Origin of the sequence: Breznakia pachnodae, from assembly GCF_030814225.1 — a bacterium.
Lineage (GTDB): Bacteria > Bacillota_I > Bacilli_A > Erysipelotrichales > Erysipelotrichaceae > Breznakia > Breznakia pachnodae.
In genome coordinates, this window is record NZ_JAUSUR010000001.1 from 332,922 (window position 1) to 352,957 (window position 20,036).

The following is a 20,036-nucleotide window of genomic DNA, read 5'->3' on the forward strand; positions in this document are numbered from 1 at the left end:
CTATACTTATAGAACAGTTATTTACATTCCATTTCTCTATCTTCCAAATATTCTTTTACTGTTTTTAAGCTAACTTTTTTATCTTCACCTTCGACATAACCACTCAACAACCCACTGGTTTTCAAACTGTCAAAGTTTTTATCTGTAACTTCTACCTCTAATGTATCTTTAAATTCCGTTTTACTTACTTCATATGAGTAAGTGACTCCATCAACTGTTTTATATGCCTCAGTTAATTCTTTTCCAAATTCTTCTAATTCATCAGCACTTGTATAATCAGCCGACTTCTTTAAATCAACAATATTCTCAGTTACAATTTTACTAACTTTATCATCATCTGAGGTTACTGTTATTGATACTTCAATAACTTCCTCATCCCCTAAATTCATTTTGCATGTTGTTGTTTTATCACTTGAAGAACAGGCACTGATAACTGCCACGCTCATAATAATTAATACTAATAACCTTTTCATCATAACTCCTTTACCTATTTTTTGAAATACTTCCCATACTCATCATGCAAATTCTCTGTATTCTTATACTGCTTTTTTAATTTCGAAATATAGAACATACACCCTAATGCAGTAGCAAAGAATAATATAAGTGCAATTACATCATATTGACAATTCATTATGAATTCCTCCACAAGACTTTATTTCTTGTTTCTAAATATTTTTTATAAACATATGTAGCAATCAACATTAAGAAACTTAATCCTATGAAGATATAATGCACATAACAAGTTACATGTGTCTGTACCATTGCAGCAACCTCATTCTCAGGATTTCCTGCAAAACTAAATGACTTATATTTATCCGTATCTGCTTTTTTATCCCCAATAAACAATTGTATGATTTTTTGAAATGTATTCCTGCCACTCAGACGTTCATCTAAAGCATCAAATGAATATTCTTTTGTCTTGATAACTTCCATTATCTCTATGCTTTTTTCTTCGCTAATTGCCTCTTCAACAATCTCTCTCACAATATCTGGATGATACTCAATATCTGGTTCATATGGTTGAGATGGTACAACAGGATCCGGCTGTGTAGGCGTTGGCGTAGGTGTCGGTGGTTTCGGTTCAACTGGTGGTGTTACCACAACCTGAGTTTTGTGTGCTGCCAATGTAATAGAAGGAGCTGCAACAAGATATGTTCCATTATCATTTGCTGGGTTGTATCCTGCATGAATATAGGTTCTTGTTCCATCCGCTTTTACTCCAGCAATATTATACTGGAGATTAATATTTATATTGGTACCATTAGTTGTAAGTGATTGTTCTTTTACGCGAAACCTCATCGTTGCAACTGTTCCACCCGTTACGTCTACTGAATTATGGTAGTTATTCGCTGATGTAACAACCAGTATCTGATTATCTGCTCCATTGTATTTGGATACATATGATGACCAGTCTGCATTTGTAAATGCTGGAGATAATGTATTTCTTATTTCACTAAAAGAAGTGATCAATTCTAGTTGACTCTGATCATAGGTAACTATTTCAGTGATTCCAATTGAATAAGTGTTTGCAGGTAACGCTATTGATAATTCAATAATATTACCACCACTGTAATAAGTTATCCCATTCTCGCTAAAAGGCGCAGAACCACCTTCTACGTAAGTTATCGTATTAATTAGTCTTTGTTGTGCAACATTATTAGGCACTTCTGTATAATGTAAAGCTGATACTGGGCTATTACCCAGTATCAACGCTACTATACTAAAACAAATTATACTTGTCATTCTTTTCAATCTTTTCATACCTCACTAACCTTCCCTTGTAATTATTGTCTACTGTATTGGAACTAATATCGTAGGTGGAGTAACTGTTGGGTTTGATAAGTAGTATTGACATTCACTTAAATCAATTACATCTACACGCCCATCTGAATTAGCGTCTGATAAGAGTATTTCAACCGAAGTTGCTGACCCTGGATCAGAGAAGATACGTTTGAACTCTGTAAAGTCTAATACATCAACACGGCCATTCTTATCATAATCAAATAACAGTCTCTCTTCTGTTTTCTTAACCACTTCTAATGTTACAGTTTTTTCAACATAGTTGTCTGTTCCCTCTGCACCATAGTAATAAACAATCGTATATTTCCCTAATTTTCCTTCCTTAATTGCATTTAAGTTATTTGTTGAAATTGCAATTTCAGGATTAACTGTAGTTCCATCTTCCAGTGTAACTACGGCATTGTTATAAGGAATTAAATCTTCTTTTTTAGTTACTTTTTTAGCATCCGTATCAGCTATTTCACCATTTGTTGCATTTAAAGCAACTTTTTCATTTGGTGAAATCTCTGGATTATCAGCAACAACGACAATTTTCACAATTTTATTAACTTCACTTTGACCACTACCATATGAATACAACACATCGTATGATCCAATTTTACCTTGTTGAATTGCTAACCAATCTTGTGCAGATACATTTACTGTTGGATTTGCTGTTGATCCATCTACAAGTGTAACTAATGCTTTGTTGTAAGTTCTAAGTTGTTCTTTGTTTACTAGTTTCTTTGCATCACTTGATTGAATGAATGCATTGCTAGCATATAAACTCACTTCTTCATTTGGTGAAATTTCTGAACCATCTTTGATTACTGTTGTATTTACTTTCTTACTTAATAAATCACTACCTGATCCGTGTAAATAAGTTACTTCATAAACTCCTAGTTCTCCATCTTTCAATAGGTTCCAGTAAGCTGAGTTTATTTGTACTGTTGGATTAGCATTTGTTCCATCAATTAATGTTACTTTTGCTTGGTTCACTGGAATCAAGTCTTCTTTCACTGTAAATGATTTTGCTACAGATTCTGTAACAAACGCACTCTTTGCAAATAATGATGCCTTGTCATTAACGATTGATCCATTTTCCACAATAACTACATTTGCAGTTGTAGTCACTAACTTATCGCCAGTTCCATAACTGTATGTAATTGTATACTTACCTAATGTTCCAGCCTTAATTGCTGTCCAATCATTTGTTTCAACAACAGCATTTGGATGTGTTCCATCAATTGCTGTTACATAAACATTATTTACAGTACGTAAATCTTCTTTTGCATTTAACGCTTTTGCTTGGTCTACTGTTATGATTTTATCTTCTGCTGTTATCACATGCTTCTTATCTTCAACAACACGTAAAGTTACTGTCTTAGAAACATATGTATCACCATTACCATAACTATATTCAACATGATAATTCCCTATTGTTCCTGCCTTGATTTTAGCATAATCAGGTGCACTGATTACTGGTGTTAGCACAGAACCATCAGATAATGTCACAGATGCGTTATTCAAAGTAATTAAGGCATTTACATCAGTTAATGCTTTTGCCTCAGTCTCACTGATTTCAGCGTCTTGTGCATATATACTTGCTTTCTTATCTGGTGATATTTCAGAATCATCTTTGATTACTGTAATTTTTACTCTTTTATTAACTGCGTTTGATCCACTACCATATGAATACAGAACATCGTACGAACCTACAGTTCCAATATTTATTGCTAACCACTCTGAAGAACTAACATCTACAGTTGGTTTTGGTTTTGAACCATCAAGCAATACTACTTCTGCATTGTTATATGGAATCAGTGCATCTTTACTTGCCAATGCTTTTGCATCCGCTTGTTTTATGAAACCATTTTCTGCATATAAACTAACATCTTCATTTGGTGAAATAATTGATCCATCTTTTACAACTGTCACTTTCACTGTTTTTGATGCAGTATCACTTCCACTACCATAAGAATAAGTTACATCATATGTACCTAGTGTACCCGCTTTGATTGAAGCAAAACTTGCTGCTGATACATTTGGTGTTGCTGAAGTTCCATCAGCAAGTAATACTGTTGCTTTATTTACACCAATAAGTGCATTTTGATCAGCTAATGCCTTTGCATCACTTTGTGTAATAAATGCTGATTTTGCATCCAATGCAAATGTTTTTTCTGGTGAAATGATTGCATCATCACTAACTACGCTCAGTTTTACACTACTACTTCCTGTATTACCACCCTGGTTATATGAATAAGTAACGTCATAAGATCCTAATTCTCCATTTTTAATCGATGTGAATTTTGGTGCATTTACAGCTACATCCACACTGCTACCATCAGTCATTTTTGCCGAAACATTGTTGTATGGTTTTAATTCATTTGCATTTGCTAAGTTCTTTGCATCACTTTGTTTAATAAATCCATTTTCTGCATTAAAACTTACTGTTGGTTTCTTTAAATAAATGGTTTGAGCAGGAGCAGTGTAATATGCTGTTTCACTATCTCTTGCTGGATCATAACCTATATGTGTATAAATTCTTCCATTATCAGTATTTTTTACTGTTTGAAATTGTGGGAATTCAAATACAACTGGTTCTCCAGTAGTTGTTTCTCCACCGTCTTTAACACGGAAATACATCTTTGCCAATGTACCACCTTGTTTGTCTTTTGAACTTTCAATTGTATAGTTATTAGAACCACCATAAATCAAAATTGTATTTGGATCATTATGAAGTCTTGAAACATATCCTGTCCAATCTTGTTGAAGATAATGCTTATCAATCGATTGTTGAATATCATAATTCGTTGATAACAATTCTAATTTTGTTGAATCATAACGTATCCCTTGTTGATATGCCTGCGTGTCTGTATCTGCAGGTAAATCAATCTTAACTTCAATAATATCGCCATCACGATAATATTGAACTCCATTTTCTACATAACTTGCATTTTTGTGTGTCCCTAATGCACCACCGCCATCATTTCTACTAACTGTACGAATAGCATCTACTGGGTCATCTGGTGCAGCCATTATACCTTGTAATGGTGCTACACATGTTACTGCTATAAAAACAGCGACAACTAACTTAAATATTTTTTTCATGTTTTTCCTCTCTACAACGCGGAAAAGATGTTTAATAACACCTTTCCTCCCTAAGTTATTTTATTGTTTCTTAATTTTTAATGTAATCATTGCTCCTGCTGCTAATAAAGCAGTAAATATTAATAATGGAACATTTGTAGTATCACCAGTATCAGCACCACTTCCTGCTGCCGTAGATGGTTTCTTAGTTCCTCCTGCTGCATTACCAGTGTTATCAACACTTGGCTTGTTTGTGTTTCCTCCCTGATTCGAGTTATCACCATCACCAGTGATTGAAACCGCTACAGTAACATCTGCCGTTCCAGTTCCTACATTACTTGCAAATGAAGGATTACCATTGTATGGAGTAACTACACGATTTCCATCTGTATCATAAGAAATCATTGGTAGTGCAAGTTTAAAATTCACATTAAACGTTTGTGCTAATAGATTATCATTTTCATCTACACGATAAGTGTCTGTAGTTCCTGATAATACTTTTCCTGGAACCACAAATGTACTTCCATCATTACATTCAATTGTTACATCAAAATCTTCACCCTTAAGTGCATTGATTCTTTCTTCCAACTTAGCGCTTGAAGTTCCAGCATCTAATACAATTGTTTTCGATGCTGTATCAATTGACTTAACTGTATATGTTCTTGCTGCAACTGATAATGTCAAAGTCTTTTCAGTCGTATCACCAGCATCGTTTGTTACTGTATATTTAAATACATAACTTCCTTCAACTGGTTGATGTTTAGTAAATGTACCAGTACCTTCACTAATAACCACTGAACTAGCATCAATAGTAGCATCGCTCTCACATGCTGCAGATTTAATATATGCAGATGGATCGAATAAATCACCTTCGAAGATAGCTACATTGCTTTCACTAATATCTAATGTTGGTGCAACTGATTTAGGTTCTTCACCACCACCATTACCTGGTGTTTTTGCAGTTACTGTAATTGGTGCAGGAATGAAGTATGCTGTTTCAGCATCACGATTCGCATCATATCCTGCATGTGTATAAACACGTGCTCCATTTGAGTATCCAGCTGTTTGGAACTGTGAGAAATTAAACGTAATCGCTGTTCCCTCAGCTGTTTCTACACCTGGAAGAACTCGGAAATACATTTTTGCTAAGACTCCTCCGTCAAATTCTCCACCTTTTGTGTAATCTGCAGTTGTTCCATAAACTAAAATATGTTCTGGATCATTGTTTAATGCAGATACCTGAGTTGACCAAGTTGCATCAATGTAATTTCTTGATAACGTTGAACGAATATCATAATAACCTGACAATAATGTAACTTTTGATTTATCATAATTTACACAATCCTGAAAAGCAATTGAACCATGCTCTGCTGGAAGTGCAATAGTAACTTCTATGATATCTCCATCACGAAAATATTGAATTCCATTTTCCTCATAACTAGCCTTCTCGTGAGTTCCATATGCTCCCCCACCGTCATTTCTGGTAACTGTATGGATTGGCATGATTTCGAACATTGGCTCACCATCGACCCTATCTGCTTTTGTATCAGTAGGTAGTAAAGCCGAAACTGCAGGAACTGCAATTGCTGCTACCAAAGCCACAATACCAAATATCTTGACTTTTTTACTTTGTATTCCTAAATTCATATTAACCTCCTCTTTTTCATATAAACAAATATGAATATAAAAAATCCTTTCTATCTACATGGGCGAACTTAATTAAGAAAAGGTTCCATAAAAATTAAAAAAGATGCAAATTTCTTTGCATCTCTTAAATTCTTAGATTGGAATATGTACTTCTATTAATGGTAATGTAGGATCACTAATGAATCGGTTTATTTCAACCAAATCTAAAATATCAATCCTTCCATCTCCATTAGAATCACTCATATACAAAATCTCTTTTGTAATTGTTCTTGAACCACTCATATAACTAGTGAATTCAACATGATCCAGAATATCTATACGTCCATTTCTATCGTAGTCAAACATATGACGTACATAGTATTGTTGAGTAACTTCTGCATGCACTTGTTTTACAAGTCCGTTGTATGCAAAATCTACTTCATAATTATCTGGTGTTCCAGCATTCAAGTCAGACCAATCATCTACTGCAACCGTTGGTACAGTTGTTGTGCCATCTGCGAAGTAAACTGTTGCTTGTGCTAATGGAATCAATGCTTCCTTATTCGCAAGAGCTTTTGCTTCTTCCTGAGTTAATGAAATACTGTTTGCATAAATTGCAAAATCACGTTCAGGCGAAATGATTGCTCCGTCTCTTACTACTGTAACTTTTACTACTTTCATCGTGAAATTATCACCAGTTCCATAATCATAAGTTACATTGTATGTTCCAATGATTCCCGCATTAATGCTTGGATAATCCGTTGATGAAACATTTGGTATTGCAGTTGTACCATTTGCATAAGTAACACGTGCATTATTGTAATCAATCAATTCACTGATTCCAGTTAATGCTTTTGCTTCACTTTCGGTAATAACTGCATTACGTGCATTCAATACAAAGTCTTTTTCTGGTGAAACCACTCCACCATCTTCGTATACAGTCAACATAACTGTTTTCTGTACTTGGTCACTTCCACTTCCATAACTGTAAAGTACTGGATAAGAACCTTTAATACCACTTGTTGTAGCTAACCAGTCAAATGGTAGCATCGTAACCGTTGGTACATCCGTTGTTCCATCTTTTTTCACTACAGATGCTTTATTAAATGGAATTAACTCGGTTGTCGCAGTTAATGTTTTTGCTTCACTTTGTGAGATAAGTCCATCGTACGCGCTTAACACAAAGTTCTTTTCTGGTGAAACAGTTCCATTATGTACAGTTAGATTTACTGTTTTCGATACTTGGTTTGAACCACTTCCATAACGATAAGTTACTTTATATGTTCCTAATTTTCCCATTTTGATATCAGCATAACTTGTTGTTGATACACCAGGGACTGCATCACTTCCATCACTTAAGATAACTGATGCATTATTGTAAGGAATTAAATCCTTTTGTGCAGTAATAGCTTTTGCATCTTCTTGTGATATAAATCCATCTGATGCATAAAGTATAAAGTCTTTTTCAGGTGATACATCACCATCTGGTACCACTCTCAAGTTTACAGTCTTCGAAGTTTCATTGCTTCCACTTCCATAACTGTAGGTAACTGAGTATGTCCCTAGTATTCCTGCACGAATTGCTAGCCAGCTAGTTGCTGTTACGACAGGTGTATCACTTGTTCCATCACTCAATGTTACTGTTGCCTTATTATAAGGAATCAGTTCATTGCGGTTTAGTAATGCCTGTGCGTCTGACTGTTGAATAATTCCACTCTTCGCAAAAATCGCAAAATCCTGGTTAGGTGAAATAATAGAATCATCTTCAATTACATTTAATTTCACTGTTGTACTCAACGATTCACTTGCTTGTGTGTAAGCATAAGTCACATCGTAAGAACCTATTGTTCCAGCTTTGATTTGTGACCAGAATGATGTTGCAACCTGTGGATCTAGATAAGATCCATCTTTTAATGTTACATAAGCATCATTATAAGGAATCATATCCGTTTGTACACCTAAGCTTTGAGCCAGTGTTTTATAGATAAATCCATTTCTTGCATACAGTGCAAAGTCATGACTTGGTGGTGTGATACCTTTTGTAACAGTTAAATCAACTGTTTTACTTACATAATCACTGCCACTTCCATAACTATAAGTTACAGGGTATGTTCCTTCAATACCAGCATTAATCGCTACCCAAGAAGTAGTAGTTACATTCGGTTGAACATGTGTACCATTCTTCAAGATAACTGAAGCTGAGTTATAAGGAATCATATCTGTTTGTGATGTCAGAACTTTTGCCTGCTCCACATTAATTAGTCCATTCTCTGCATATAATGCAAAGTCTTTACTTGGAGGAAAAACCGTTCCATCTGGTACTACTGTCAGTAATACTGTTTTGGTACCTTGCGTTATTCCTGTTCCATAACTATAAGTAATATCATAAGAACCATGTACTCCTGCTACAATATTTGCCCAGCTACCTGTTGTTACAACTGGAGCTGCTGTTCCACCTGTATTGGTAGTAACACTTGCTGTATTGTAAGGAATCAACTGATCCTGATGAGTTAATGCTTTTGCTTGTGTTTCATAAATGAATGCATCTTCCGCATTAATAACATGTTTTTTATCTGCAGTCATTGTAAGATTTACTGGCAATTGTACTTGATTACTTCCACTTCCATAACTATATGTTACAGGGTGAACCTTTACAGTTCCTGCAACAATTTCACTAAATGTTGATGCATTTACAGTTGGTTCTGCACGAGTACCATCTGCTAATGTTACTTTTGCATTGTTGTATGGAATTAGTTGTGCCTGTGTCGTTAATGCCATTCCTTGTGTCTGTGAAATCGATCCATCTTCTGCATATAATGCAAAACTGTGATCTGGTGGCACTACTGAACCATCTTCAACTATATTCAGTTTTACTGTTTTAAATTTTTGATTTGCACCTGCACCATACAAGTACGTTACATCATAACTTCCAATTGTTCCGCTAGTAATGTTTGTCCAGTTATTTACACTCACTAATGGTGTTGCTGCTGTTCCATCACTCAATGTTACTGAAGCATCATTGTATGGAATTAATTGGGTTGAATCAGTAAGCAGTTTTGCTTCGCTTTGTTTAATGAACCCATTTCTAGCATATAGTGCAAAACTGTTGTCTGGTGGGAATACAGTCCCATCTTTCACTACATTTAATTTTACTGTCTTTTCACCACGAACGTTTCCACTTCCATATGCATAAGTAATATCATATGTTCCTATGGTTCCAGCAGTAATGTCATTCCATGAATTGGTTGAGACACTATCTGGAGCTGCTGCTGTTCCTTGATTTGTTGTAACACTTGCATTGTTATATGGGATAAAATCAAACATTGTCTTAATTGATTTTGCCTGTGTTTGCGTAATAAATCCATTGCTGGCATTTACTACATGCTTTTGGTCTTCCACTACTGACAGAGTAAGTTGTTTCTCAGTATAGTTTGCTCCTGTACCATATGAGATAATTGTTGTATATCTACCAACTGTACCCGCTTTAATTGCATTCCATGATGCATTGCTCACATTTGCTGTTGCACTGCTTCCATCAGCCATCGTTACAGTTGCTTCATGAACTGTTAATAAAGAATTCACTGATGTTAATGCCTGTGCTTCCATTTGTGAAAGTGATGCATTGACTCCAAATAATGCAAAGTCTTTATTTGGTGAAATAATTGAACCATCTTTTACAACATTAATCTTTACTGTTGTTGATGCATCTCCATAAGAATAAGTTACATCATATGTTCCAATTGTTCCAGCTTTAATATCATTCCAAGATGCTGTTGTTGCAGTTGGAGTAACACTTGCTCCACTCTTAGAAACTGCAGTTGCATTGTTATATGGAATTAATCCATTTGTATTACTTAATGCTTTTGCTTGTGATTCTGTAATAAACCCATTATTAGCACTTACTTCATCATTGTTATAATTAAAGTTTGCCAATTGAATTTGGAAAGGTTTATTATTTGATCCATAATCTTTCAATAATACACCACTATATGTTAAATATGCAGGAGTTGGATTATTCACCGTTCCTCCAAACACTTCATGTGGTCTAAAGTTTTCATACTTTAAATAATATGAACCATAGTTGAATGTTAATGTTCCAGTCCCAGTCGCTTCATCGGTAACTACCCACTCCACATCAAATACTGTCATTTGATGTGTATGCGTAATATTCTTTGTATAAGCAACTGGAGTTGTTACATCTCCATATTGGTTTGTTTTATGAATCGCAATGTGATTCTTACCTAACCCTGAATCACCAAATTCATTATCATTATCATGATAATCAACTTCAAATATAACCCCATTACGTGCTCCATAGTATTTGTCAAAACGATAGATACCCATCGCACCACCTGGTAAATATGTATATGTTAGATTTGGATTCGTTTGAAAACCAATCGTAAATCCATCACCCATTAAAGTAGTATTTGATGATAACATATTTTTCACTGTAAAACCTTTAGAGAAATCTACAGGTTGTTTTGATACAGCAGCAAATTTAGCATACCATCCTTCCCAGAATGCCGTTCCACACAATGACAGACATTTCGCATTCTTCTTATAAGTAAAACTGTAATACTCAGCATACTTATTCCCCAACTCTAATGTATAGTCATCAATGAACTTTAATCCTCCTGTTGTTGAAGAGATATTAAAGTCATTTCTGAAACTCCATGAACTGTTTGATAATGGCATTATTTCACTAAATGCCTCTACTGATTGTTCATTTGTATTCTCGCTGACAATTTGATTTACTTCGTATTCAACTTCTTTTGTTCTTTTAATTTCTTTAATCTTTCCTTCTTCTTCCTCGTATACTTTATAGTTGATTACAAATGTCAATATTTCATTTTCGGTTGAAATATAACTTGTTGAACTTCCTTCACTAATACTTCCATCAGGATTTCCAATTGCTAAAATTTCAACATCATTACTATTTGGAAAGGATTCAAAAACTACTTCTACTGATTTTTGATCATCACTGACATTTGTTTGAAGATTATAACTGACATCTTCACTTTCTGCCTTAACAGCAGGTACACTTACAACACTTAATGCAATAAATGCAGCTACTGCGGCAACGAAACTTTTCTTAATTCCACTAATTACCTTTTTCCTTTTTGCCAAAATTAGTACTCCCTTCTTTATATGCTTAATTAACAGTATTGCTGTCTATAAGACTTACTTCTTTTGAATTTATTTTGTATACTTGGTAGTTCCCCGTCTTATCATACAAATACAGCTTGGCTTCCTCTTCAACCGCATCTTCTAAATATGCACTGCTGGTTCCAATCTGAATAAGACCAAATATGTTGTCTCCCTCTTGTACATAAGATTTTTCAAAATCAATTCCAGACAAGTTATCACTAGCCAATATCTTCAATAATCCGTCTTCTTTTGTCAGACTAGTTAAAACTGGAGATTCCTTGTCAATATTGTCGATTACAAGTTCTTGCGATACATCGCGATACTGAACATTATAAGTTCCATTCTTATTCACGATAAATGCATAATTATAATCATCTTCATTAGTTAATTTAATTTCTTCTTCGCTATCACTCAACACTACCTTGATATCTTTTATATCCGGTTGTTCATCAAATGACAAAACGATCTGTAAGTCTTCATTTGTTAATTCTTTAAGATAGCCGATATCTTTTAATTGGGCTACCGGTTTTGAAACTGCCTCCACAGCTGGGTTTAAAAATGTATAAGTTCCAAATGCTCCCAGAATTAAACCAACGCTTATAATAGATGCACCAAACCCTGTAAACAACCCAGTACCAACTGCTGCCACACCCGCTGTAACTCCTGTTGCATTTTCAATTACACGTGCAACTTTTGCTCTTGAATTTGGATCCATTGATTCTTGTGCTACCAATGAATTGTATAATTTGAACATCAGTGGAGTAAACGTAAATGACAAGTATACTGCCGGTGTAACCTGACGATTGGATAAACCTGTTTTCAGCTGTTTTTTAGCTCTGTGCAAACGACTCTTTACAGTACCAACCGGAACACCCATAATGTCTGCAATTTCTTCAATGCTACATTCACCTACAAATCTTAATAGGCAAACTTCGCGCATGTCTTCAGGAAGTCCATCAATTTCTTTTTGTACTGCTTCCAAAATTGTCTTTTTTCTCACCGCATCACCTGAGTCACCTTTTTTATCAGAGTAATTTTCTATTATGGATTCTCCATCTTTGGTAAATGCACCACGTTTGTTTTTGCGATAAATATCTAAAGTGTTGTGATATGCAATTCGATATAACCAAACATTAAAAGCACGAACATCCCGTAAAGCAGAACGGTTCGCGATAACTTCAATGAAAGTATTTTGAATTGCTTCTTCACTATCAGCTTCATTATGCAATATATTTACTGCAAGATAATAAATCTTATTTTGATACTTACCAAAGATTTCTGGAAATATACTATCGTCTCCATCTAGAAATTTTTGAATCTCCTCATTTCTTAACCTACTCATATTTTTTCATCCTTTCTAACATAAGTGGCGAATGAAATTGAAAAAAGGTTCCAATAATTTTAAAATTATTTAGAGTTCTCTATTCTAATCTGGTCAAATGGGTAAAGAATAATAATATCTTTTGCGATAATAGAATCAATTTTAATTGGTCCAAATGCTCGTGAATCCTTAGAATTCATGCGGTTATCCCCAATTATAAAGTATTCATCTTTCTTTAGGGTAATTGGTCCAAAGTCACTTGTAAATGGTATTTTATGTTCCATCGTATGGGATTCAATATAATCTTGATCAAGGAATGGTTCTAACACTAATTGACCATTGATGTACAGTGTATCATCCTTATACTGAATCGTTTCATTTGGTAAACCAATTACACGCTTAACAATCTGTCCTTCATCTTCTTCATCAACCACAACAATATCAAAACGAGTAATTGTCTCTTCACTAACAACAAAGCGATTTGCAATCCCATACTCATTATTTCTTAGCGTTGGCTCCATGCTCGTTCCATCAATGTGAACCGATGCAAATACAAAGCGCATAACTAAAAAAATTAGAATACTGATAATGATGATTACTTTTAAGATCAGTATGATGTATTCCTGTTTGATTCTTTTTTTACCCTTCATTATTCTTTTCCCTCCAATGACCTTCATTTGCCTTCTATCTCATCATAATGATTCTAATAAAAGATAAATGAAAATTGCTACGAAACTCCATTTTTTTGATTTGCAATCTTAAGTTTCTGTTTCTTATTTATAGATTTACTTAATTTTAATAGAAAGTCAACAAGAAAAAAATCGTCCTCAGTGAGAAACGATTTCATTATTTATAAATTTTTATTAGCTCATTCTTTTGTATGGGTATGGAAATACCCACTAGAAAGAGTAAGTGCTTCTTTCGCATTGAACAAGCGACAGCGAGCTCTTCCAATAAAGGTTTCCTTTACAATCTGACGCTCTTCCAACATCTGCTGAATACCAGTAATATCCTTATTACCATAGTCATATTCAAGCATACTGATAAAACTCTTTTTCCCTCTTCTTTCAATTGGACTGGTAACAATTCGAATCGGTGTATCGCTATCATTGACACGACCAACTTTAAAGATATCAGCACCTTCATACTTGATTCCCAAGAGTAATACAAATCCATTTAATTCACAAAGTTTCCCCAATGGCGAATCTTTTGATAAAGAAAAATGAAGTGGTTGTTTATCACAAATCAGTTTTGCATATTTTCCCCATGCGATAAATGAATGGGTTGGATGATTGGAACGATATACCCCATCATGACGCATCATCTGATTTGCAAGTTTATTATTACTAGGTGTTAACTTTTTTGAAAACGGTGGCATTGCATCACGCACAACTTCAATCTGATAAGGCTTAAACTTATCAACATCACGATTCAAAGGGTCAATGTTTTTTCTGGAAAAAGCACTTGTGACAATACAACCATCATATCCAACAACTTCCTGTAATGCTTCTATAAGGGTGCGATTTCCACCACAGATATAAGAAAAATATTCCAAAGATGACTGCACGTATACAACCATGCCCTTTTGAATACCAATTCCCTTTAAATGTTCAATCAGATCCTCTTTGGTAATTAAATTATCCTGTATTAATTTTGAGGTAGTAAATTTTGTTCGATTAACCATTCTTCCCACCCTTCCGGATCTAATGAATATTCATAAACACCATTTTCATATAATTTTCCATTTTGGATATACATAAGTACTGGCCAAGAAGAATAGTCACTCAAGACCTGATTCAGCTGATCACTAGTATTAGCATCTACACTTGAATAATTCAGTTCATACAAATCCTTATTTATTTTTGATAATTTATTGCTTGTCTTATCATGGAACTCTGTACATGGATCACAATCATCATTGGTAATCAACAATACAAATGTTTCCTGATTGGTAACTTTTTCAATTACTTCACTAGCTTCAATAGTTTGATGCTGAGCAGTTGTTTTGTTACTGCTACACCCTACCAAAACACAGACAAGTAACAATGAAAGCATTACTCATTTCATTCTTTCACCTTTTGATTATGAGCGATTTTACTTGCAGCACTTGCCGCAATTGCCCCAATGATATCATCTAAAAACGTATGACAGGCTTCACTGTTATCCATATGGTCATTTAATTTCTTAATAATTCCATATTTTGCTTTATCAATATAACCAAAGTTTGTTAATGCAATAGATCCATATAAATTACAGATTCCATATGCAAGAACTTCATCAATACCATACAGACTTTCATCACGATTTAGAATATCTTCTAACTCTTTATCAATCAGCATTTTCTTTTCACTCATCATATCTAAACAGATACCGGTGATAATCGCATGCTGTACTTCTCTTTTTTCAATTACCTGCAATACAGTTTCTGTAATTGCAGCTTCATCATGGTCTGTTACATGATCTCTTTGCAGATAAAAAACACAATCTACAATATCACTAATTTCTACGCCTCTTTCTTTTAATAAGGCTACACAACGTTCAAACATAATATCACTGCTCCTAACTTATATTATACACGATACTGGCTATTTCTTTCGCTTTATTTTATAAATCTGCTCTACAATTTTTCTGCCAATATACGAAACTCCCAATAATATTGCGACAATGATAAGCATTGGCAAAATTAATCGTTGTCCAATTAGTGGTTTCATCCCAAAGAAATCATAGAAGAATAGCAGACAACCGACTAAACCTATTCCCATAACTACAACCAATGCTGTACGTAGTGGCGTAAATGGACGAGCCACTTTTACTAGCACAATCATTCCATTGAAGCACAAAGTAAGTACTGCAAGTTGAACCATCACTTCTCTGGAAATATCAGAAAAACGATATAATAGCATACAGTAAATTAAAGAGATTACTGCACTTATTGCTGAGGGCAAACTAACCTTTAATACATTCTCTAAGAATTCTCCTTTTACCCGCTCACGATTTGGTTCCAGTGCCAATATAAACCCTGGAATTCCAATGGTAAGTGAGGAAACCATCGTTAACTGGATTGGCACAAATGGATAACTCATATTTGTAAATAAAACAAAGAATGCAAGAATGGAAGAAAAGATGGTTTTTGTTAGAAACAGGGTTGCTACTTTTTCAATGTTATTAATAACTCTTCTCCCCTCATATAATACATGAGGCATTGCATCAAAGTTATTATCCAACAGTACCAGATTTGCACTTGATTTTGCTACATCACTTCCACTTGCCATTGCAATACTGATATCTGCTGCCTTAAATGCCAATACATCATTTACACCATCTCCAGTCATCGCTACAATATGTCCATGTTCTTTTAATCGTTCTACCATTAATTTCTTCTGTTGTGGACTTACTCGTCCAAATACTGTATGGTCTTCAATAAGCTCATCAATTTGCTCATCACTTAAATTATGCACATCCAGAAATGCTTCCGCATTATTTACACCTGCACGTTTGGCAATCTGACTAACTGCTTTTGGATTGTCTCCAGAAATAACCTTTAGACAAACATCTTGTTCCATAAAATAAGATAACGTAGTTTTAGCATCTTCACGAATTTTATCAACAAGACCAAACAACGCAATTACTTCTAAGTCATCAGGTAATTTTTCACCAATCTGCTTAGATGATTTCGCTAAAGCAATGACACGATAACCTTGCTTATTTAATGCTTCGATATCATTTTTATGATGGATATTTTCTTCCACAATAAACTCATATGCACCAAGCACATAAGAAGCATGAGAAAAGCTTACTGTGCTGTATTTACGTTTACTCGAAAATGGTATTTTAGATACAAATGTAAATGTCTCACTCGTATCATAATAGTCATATAAAGCTAATGAAGTTGGATTATCCGGTTTCGTAATATACAAATAATTCTTCATAATTTCTTCAATATTATCATCACTAAACTTAATAACTTCTTTTACTTCCATTAAACCTTCTGTAATCGTTCCTGTTTTATCCAGACAAAGGGTATCTACTCTCGCCAGAGTTTCTAAACAGTACAACTCCTGTACCAACGTTTTCTGCTTGGCTAAGTTCATAACTCCAACTGCTAATGCAATACTCGTTAAGATTACTAATCCTTCTGGAATCATCCCAATAAGCGCTGCTGACACACTTAATACTGATGTCGCGTAATCATTTCCATTTACGACAAAGCTTTGAAAGAATAAACATCCTCCTAGTGGAATAATCATAATCCCAATTCCCTTGATAATTGCATTTAATGAATCTCTTAATTGAGATGGATAACGTTGAAACTTCTTAGCATCACGTGTGATTTTGGCAGCATAATTATCATTACCTACTTTATCCGCTCTTGTTGATGCACAACCGCTTACCACAAAACTTCCAGAGTATAGGAAATCTCCTACCTCTTTCTTTATAAAATCGCTTTCTCCTGTAAGTAAAGACTCATCAACTTCAACAACTCCATCGAGTACAACACTGTCACTGACAATCTGATCGCCTGTTTTTATCTCCAGTAAATCATCCAAGACGACTTCTTCTACTGGAATATCTAGATGCTCTCCTTCACGAATAACATGTGCTTTCAAAGACACAATCAAAGATATTCGATCAAGTGTTCTTTTTGCTCTTATTTCTTGGAATGTTCCAATTACAAAATTGGAAACAACACCACCTAAAAACAACAAATTCTTAAAAGAGCCTGTTGGAATAATAATACAAGCTAACACCAAATTCACAAAATTAAATAAGGTAAAAAGATTATCTGTGATAATCTTTTTATAAGATTTAGTTTCATTTATGTCAGAAGCATTGATTAAATTGTCTCTTTTTCGTTCTTCTACCTGTTTGTTTGTTAATCCATGATCTAATTTTGGATCATAACGTACCATAATACCACCTACCTATATTAGTACCACAAACCTCATCAAAAATAATCATAAAACCGTTGTAGGAAGAGCGGCAATCCTCTTAATTATAATTATAATCTTAATAGTTTCTCACTGTTTACTTACTCTATATTATAACTCTATTTGTTTGAAACACAAAGCAAAAAAAGAAACCCTAGTCAGGTTTCTTAAAGTTCTTTCTTTTCGTAAATATTACAAGATATTTTATAGGATAATGCAAATGCACCAATCAATGCTGCTATCGCTATAATGATTCCATAACTGTTAATTACATTATACAGCGTTGTCATCATCACTCCAACATCAAATGTATTGTTTAGCAGATATACAATCCCTACAACTCCAAGTGCTAACAATGCAACGGATATCATCATATAGATACGGGCTTTATCAGCACCAAACTTATAGATAAATGGGATTGTAAGTGCAACTACCAATGCAATTCCAAACATTGTTCCACCAAGTGAAGATAACATATTCTCTAAGTTTCCAACACCATTGTTAACATATGAAATCAATAATGGGACTGCTCCTCCTAACACAACTCCAATCGCAATCAGAATAAAGGCAAGTACATATTTACTTCTTACAATATCTTTTCGATTCAGTGGCATTGTTAATGCATAAGAATCCCATAACGTATATTCATCATAACTAAAAGTATTAATTGACATCATAATTACCATAAATGGAATCATAAACATCAGCATATTTAAATAACCGTCATCGACAAATGAAACACCCACAAATACCAATAATAATATTAACAGTGAATTCTTATAACCTTTTATTGTTTGTAAATCTTTATAAATTAATCCTTTCATGGTATTACTCCTTCCCCTTAATATATAACATCATAATTTCATCAATGGTTGGTTTATCAATAATCACTCCACTATATTTCTTTTGGATTCGATCACGATCTTCCACCAATACTTCATAACTGTATTTTTGCTTTTTATATCTTATGATATCTTCTGGATCTAGAGCATCAAATGCTTCTTCATCACATTTCAATATACCAAAACTTTCCATGATATCATCCTTATCCTTACTAAAGATTAGTTTTCCTTTATTCACAAAAGTTATATAATCAGCAATCTTTTCTAGATCTGTTGTAATATGTGTAGAAAGCAATACGGTATGTTGTTCATCCTGAATAAAGTCTAGAAAGATATCCAATATTTCATTACGTACAATTGGATCCAATCCACTTGTTGGTTCATCCAAAATTAACAGCTTTGGGTCTCTAGCAAGAGCTGTAGCAATCTGTAGTTTCATCTTCATCCCCTTGGATAAATCCTTAATCTTTTTATCTTTTGGTAATTCAAATTGTTGAAGATATGAATAAAATAATTTAGAACTCCAGTTGCGGTTGATTTTCATCATAATTTTATCTACATGATTGGCATCAATCATTGGTGAGAAAAAAGCTTCTCCCAATACTACACCAATATCTTCTTTGATTAACTTCTCATCTTTTTTATAATCCTTATCAAAGATTTTAACATCTCCACTTTCAACATTTACCAGATTCAACATTGATTTGATAATTGTTGTTTTACCTGCTCCATTTTCTCCAATCAATCCCATAATGGTACCCATTGGAACATCAAATGATATATCACTGAGCTGAAAATCTTCATACTTTTTTGATAACTGTTTTACACTAATACTATTCATCTGTTACCTCCTCATATAAGAACTCTAACAATTCACTTAATGATTCCTTACTAAATCCTATCTTTCTCGCTAAATTGATGGCACCAGTTAGGTTTCCTTCAATTGCTTTTAATACTTCTTCCTTAATTAACTCTTTATTTGTACTTGAAACAAAGCAGCCTTTACCACTGATCATTTCAACATATCCTGCGTGCTCTAATTCTTCATAGGCTCGTTTGGTTGTAATTACACTAATTCTTAAGTCCTTTGCCAGTCCACGAATTGATGGTAATTGTTCCCCAGCAGATAATTCTCCGGATAAAATTTTATCTTTAATCTGAGTTGCAATTTGCTCATAAATTGGTGTCTGTGAACTATTACTTATTACAAGAAACATCATTCACCTCCAACTGTATATATACATTATATACAGTTGGGATATATTCGTCAATAGAAATACAAAAAAAGTTAGTAACAATTGC

The 20,036-nt window shown here is 34.1% G+C and carries 15 protein-coding genes; all 15 read right to left on the bottom strand.

The window, feature by feature from the left end:
- Nucleotides 1–17: 17 nt before the first annotated feature.
- The gene (locus J2S15_RS01705; protein ID WP_307404863.1) at nt 18–473 is read right to left on the bottom strand and encodes a DUF1307 domain-containing protein; all 456 of its coding nucleotides are present in this window, start codon (nt 471–473) and stop codon (nt 18–20) included.
- Between the two features lie 14 nt (nt 474–487).
- Nucleotides 488–631 carry a hypothetical protein gene (locus J2S15_RS01710; protein WP_307404865.1) on the bottom strand — a complete coding sequence of 48 codons (144 nt, stop codon included), beginning with the start codon at nt 629–631 and terminating at the stop codon, nt 488–490.
- A complete protein-coding gene (locus J2S15_RS01715) occupies nt 631–1,761 on the bottom strand; it encodes a YdgA family protein (protein WP_307404867.1) in 1,131 nt (376 codons plus the stop codon). The genes J2S15_RS01710 and J2S15_RS01715 overlap by 1 nt, the downstream gene beginning before the upstream one ends.
- A 30-nt stretch (nt 1,762–1,791) precedes the next feature.
- Nucleotides 1,792–4,890 (bottom strand): dockerin type I domain-containing protein, encoded by a 3,099-nt coding sequence (locus tag J2S15_RS01720; protein ID WP_307404869.1) that lies wholly within the window; start codon nt 4,888–4,890, stop codon nt 1,792–1,794.
- Between the two features lie 60 nt (nt 4,891–4,950).
- Entirely contained in the window at nt 4,951–6,516 is a 1,566-nt protein-coding gene (locus tag J2S15_RS01725) for a hypothetical protein (protein WP_307404871.1), read from the bottom strand.
- A gap of 132 nt (nt 6,517–6,648) precedes the next feature.
- Nucleotides 6,649–11,622: a dockerin type I domain-containing protein gene (locus J2S15_RS01730; protein WP_307404873.1), complete on the bottom strand. Its 4,974-nt coding sequence runs from the start codon at nt 11,620–11,622 to the stop codon at nt 6,649–6,651.
- A 25-nt stretch (nt 11,623–11,647) separates the two neighbouring features.
- Nucleotides 11,648–12,985: an RNA polymerase sigma factor gene (locus tag J2S15_RS01735; protein ID WP_307404875.1), complete on the bottom strand. Its 1,338-nt coding sequence runs from the start codon at nt 12,983–12,985 to the stop codon at nt 11,648–11,650.
- Between the two features lie 65 nt (nt 12,986–13,050).
- Nucleotides 13,051–13,614: a signal peptidase I gene (gene lepB / locus J2S15_RS01740; RefSeq protein ID WP_307404877.1), complete on the bottom strand. Its 564-nt coding sequence runs from the start codon at nt 13,612–13,614 to the stop codon at nt 13,051–13,053.
- Between the two features lie 218 nt (nt 13,615–13,832).
- Nucleotides 13,833–14,648, bottom strand: a complete 816-nt coding sequence (locus tag J2S15_RS01745; protein WP_307404879.1) for an AAC(3) family N-acetyltransferase — start codon at nt 14,646–14,648, stop codon at nt 13,833–13,835.
- The gene (locus J2S15_RS01750; RefSeq protein WP_307404881.1) at nt 14,612–15,019 is read right to left on the bottom strand and encodes a DUF6568 family protein; all 408 of its coding nucleotides are present in this window, start codon (nt 15,017–15,019) and stop codon (nt 14,612–14,614) included. The genes J2S15_RS01745 and J2S15_RS01750 overlap by 37 nt, the downstream gene beginning before the upstream one ends.
- A gap of 8 nt (nt 15,020–15,027) precedes the next feature.
- Nucleotides 15,028–15,510: a phosphatidylglycerophosphatase A family protein gene (locus J2S15_RS01755; RefSeq protein ID WP_307404883.1), complete on the bottom strand. Its 483-nt coding sequence runs from the start codon at nt 15,508–15,510 to the stop codon at nt 15,028–15,030.
- Nucleotides 15,511–15,549: 39 nt separating this feature from the next.
- A complete protein-coding gene (locus J2S15_RS01760; RefSeq protein WP_307404885.1) occupies nt 15,550–17,874 on the bottom strand; it encodes an HAD-IC family P-type ATPase in 2,325 nt (774 codons plus the stop codon).
- A gap of 185 nt (nt 17,875–18,059) precedes the next feature.
- Nucleotides 18,060–18,716, bottom strand: coding sequence for an ABC-2 transporter permease (locus tag J2S15_RS01765; RefSeq protein ID WP_307404887.1), 657 nt, complete (start codon nt 18,714–18,716; stop codon nt 18,060–18,062).
- Between the two features lie 4 nt (nt 18,717–18,720).
- The gene (locus tag J2S15_RS01770; protein WP_307404889.1) at nt 18,721–19,575 is read right to left on the bottom strand and encodes an ABC transporter ATP-binding protein; all 855 of its coding nucleotides are present in this window, start codon (nt 19,573–19,575) and stop codon (nt 18,721–18,723) included.
- Nucleotides 19,568–19,951 (bottom strand): GntR family transcriptional regulator, encoded by a 384-nt coding sequence (locus J2S15_RS01775; protein ID WP_307404891.1) that lies wholly within the window; start codon nt 19,949–19,951, stop codon nt 19,568–19,570. Before J2S15_RS01775 ends, J2S15_RS01770 begins: the two co-directional genes overlap by 8 nt.
- Nucleotides 19,952–20,036: the final 85 nt, after the last annotated feature.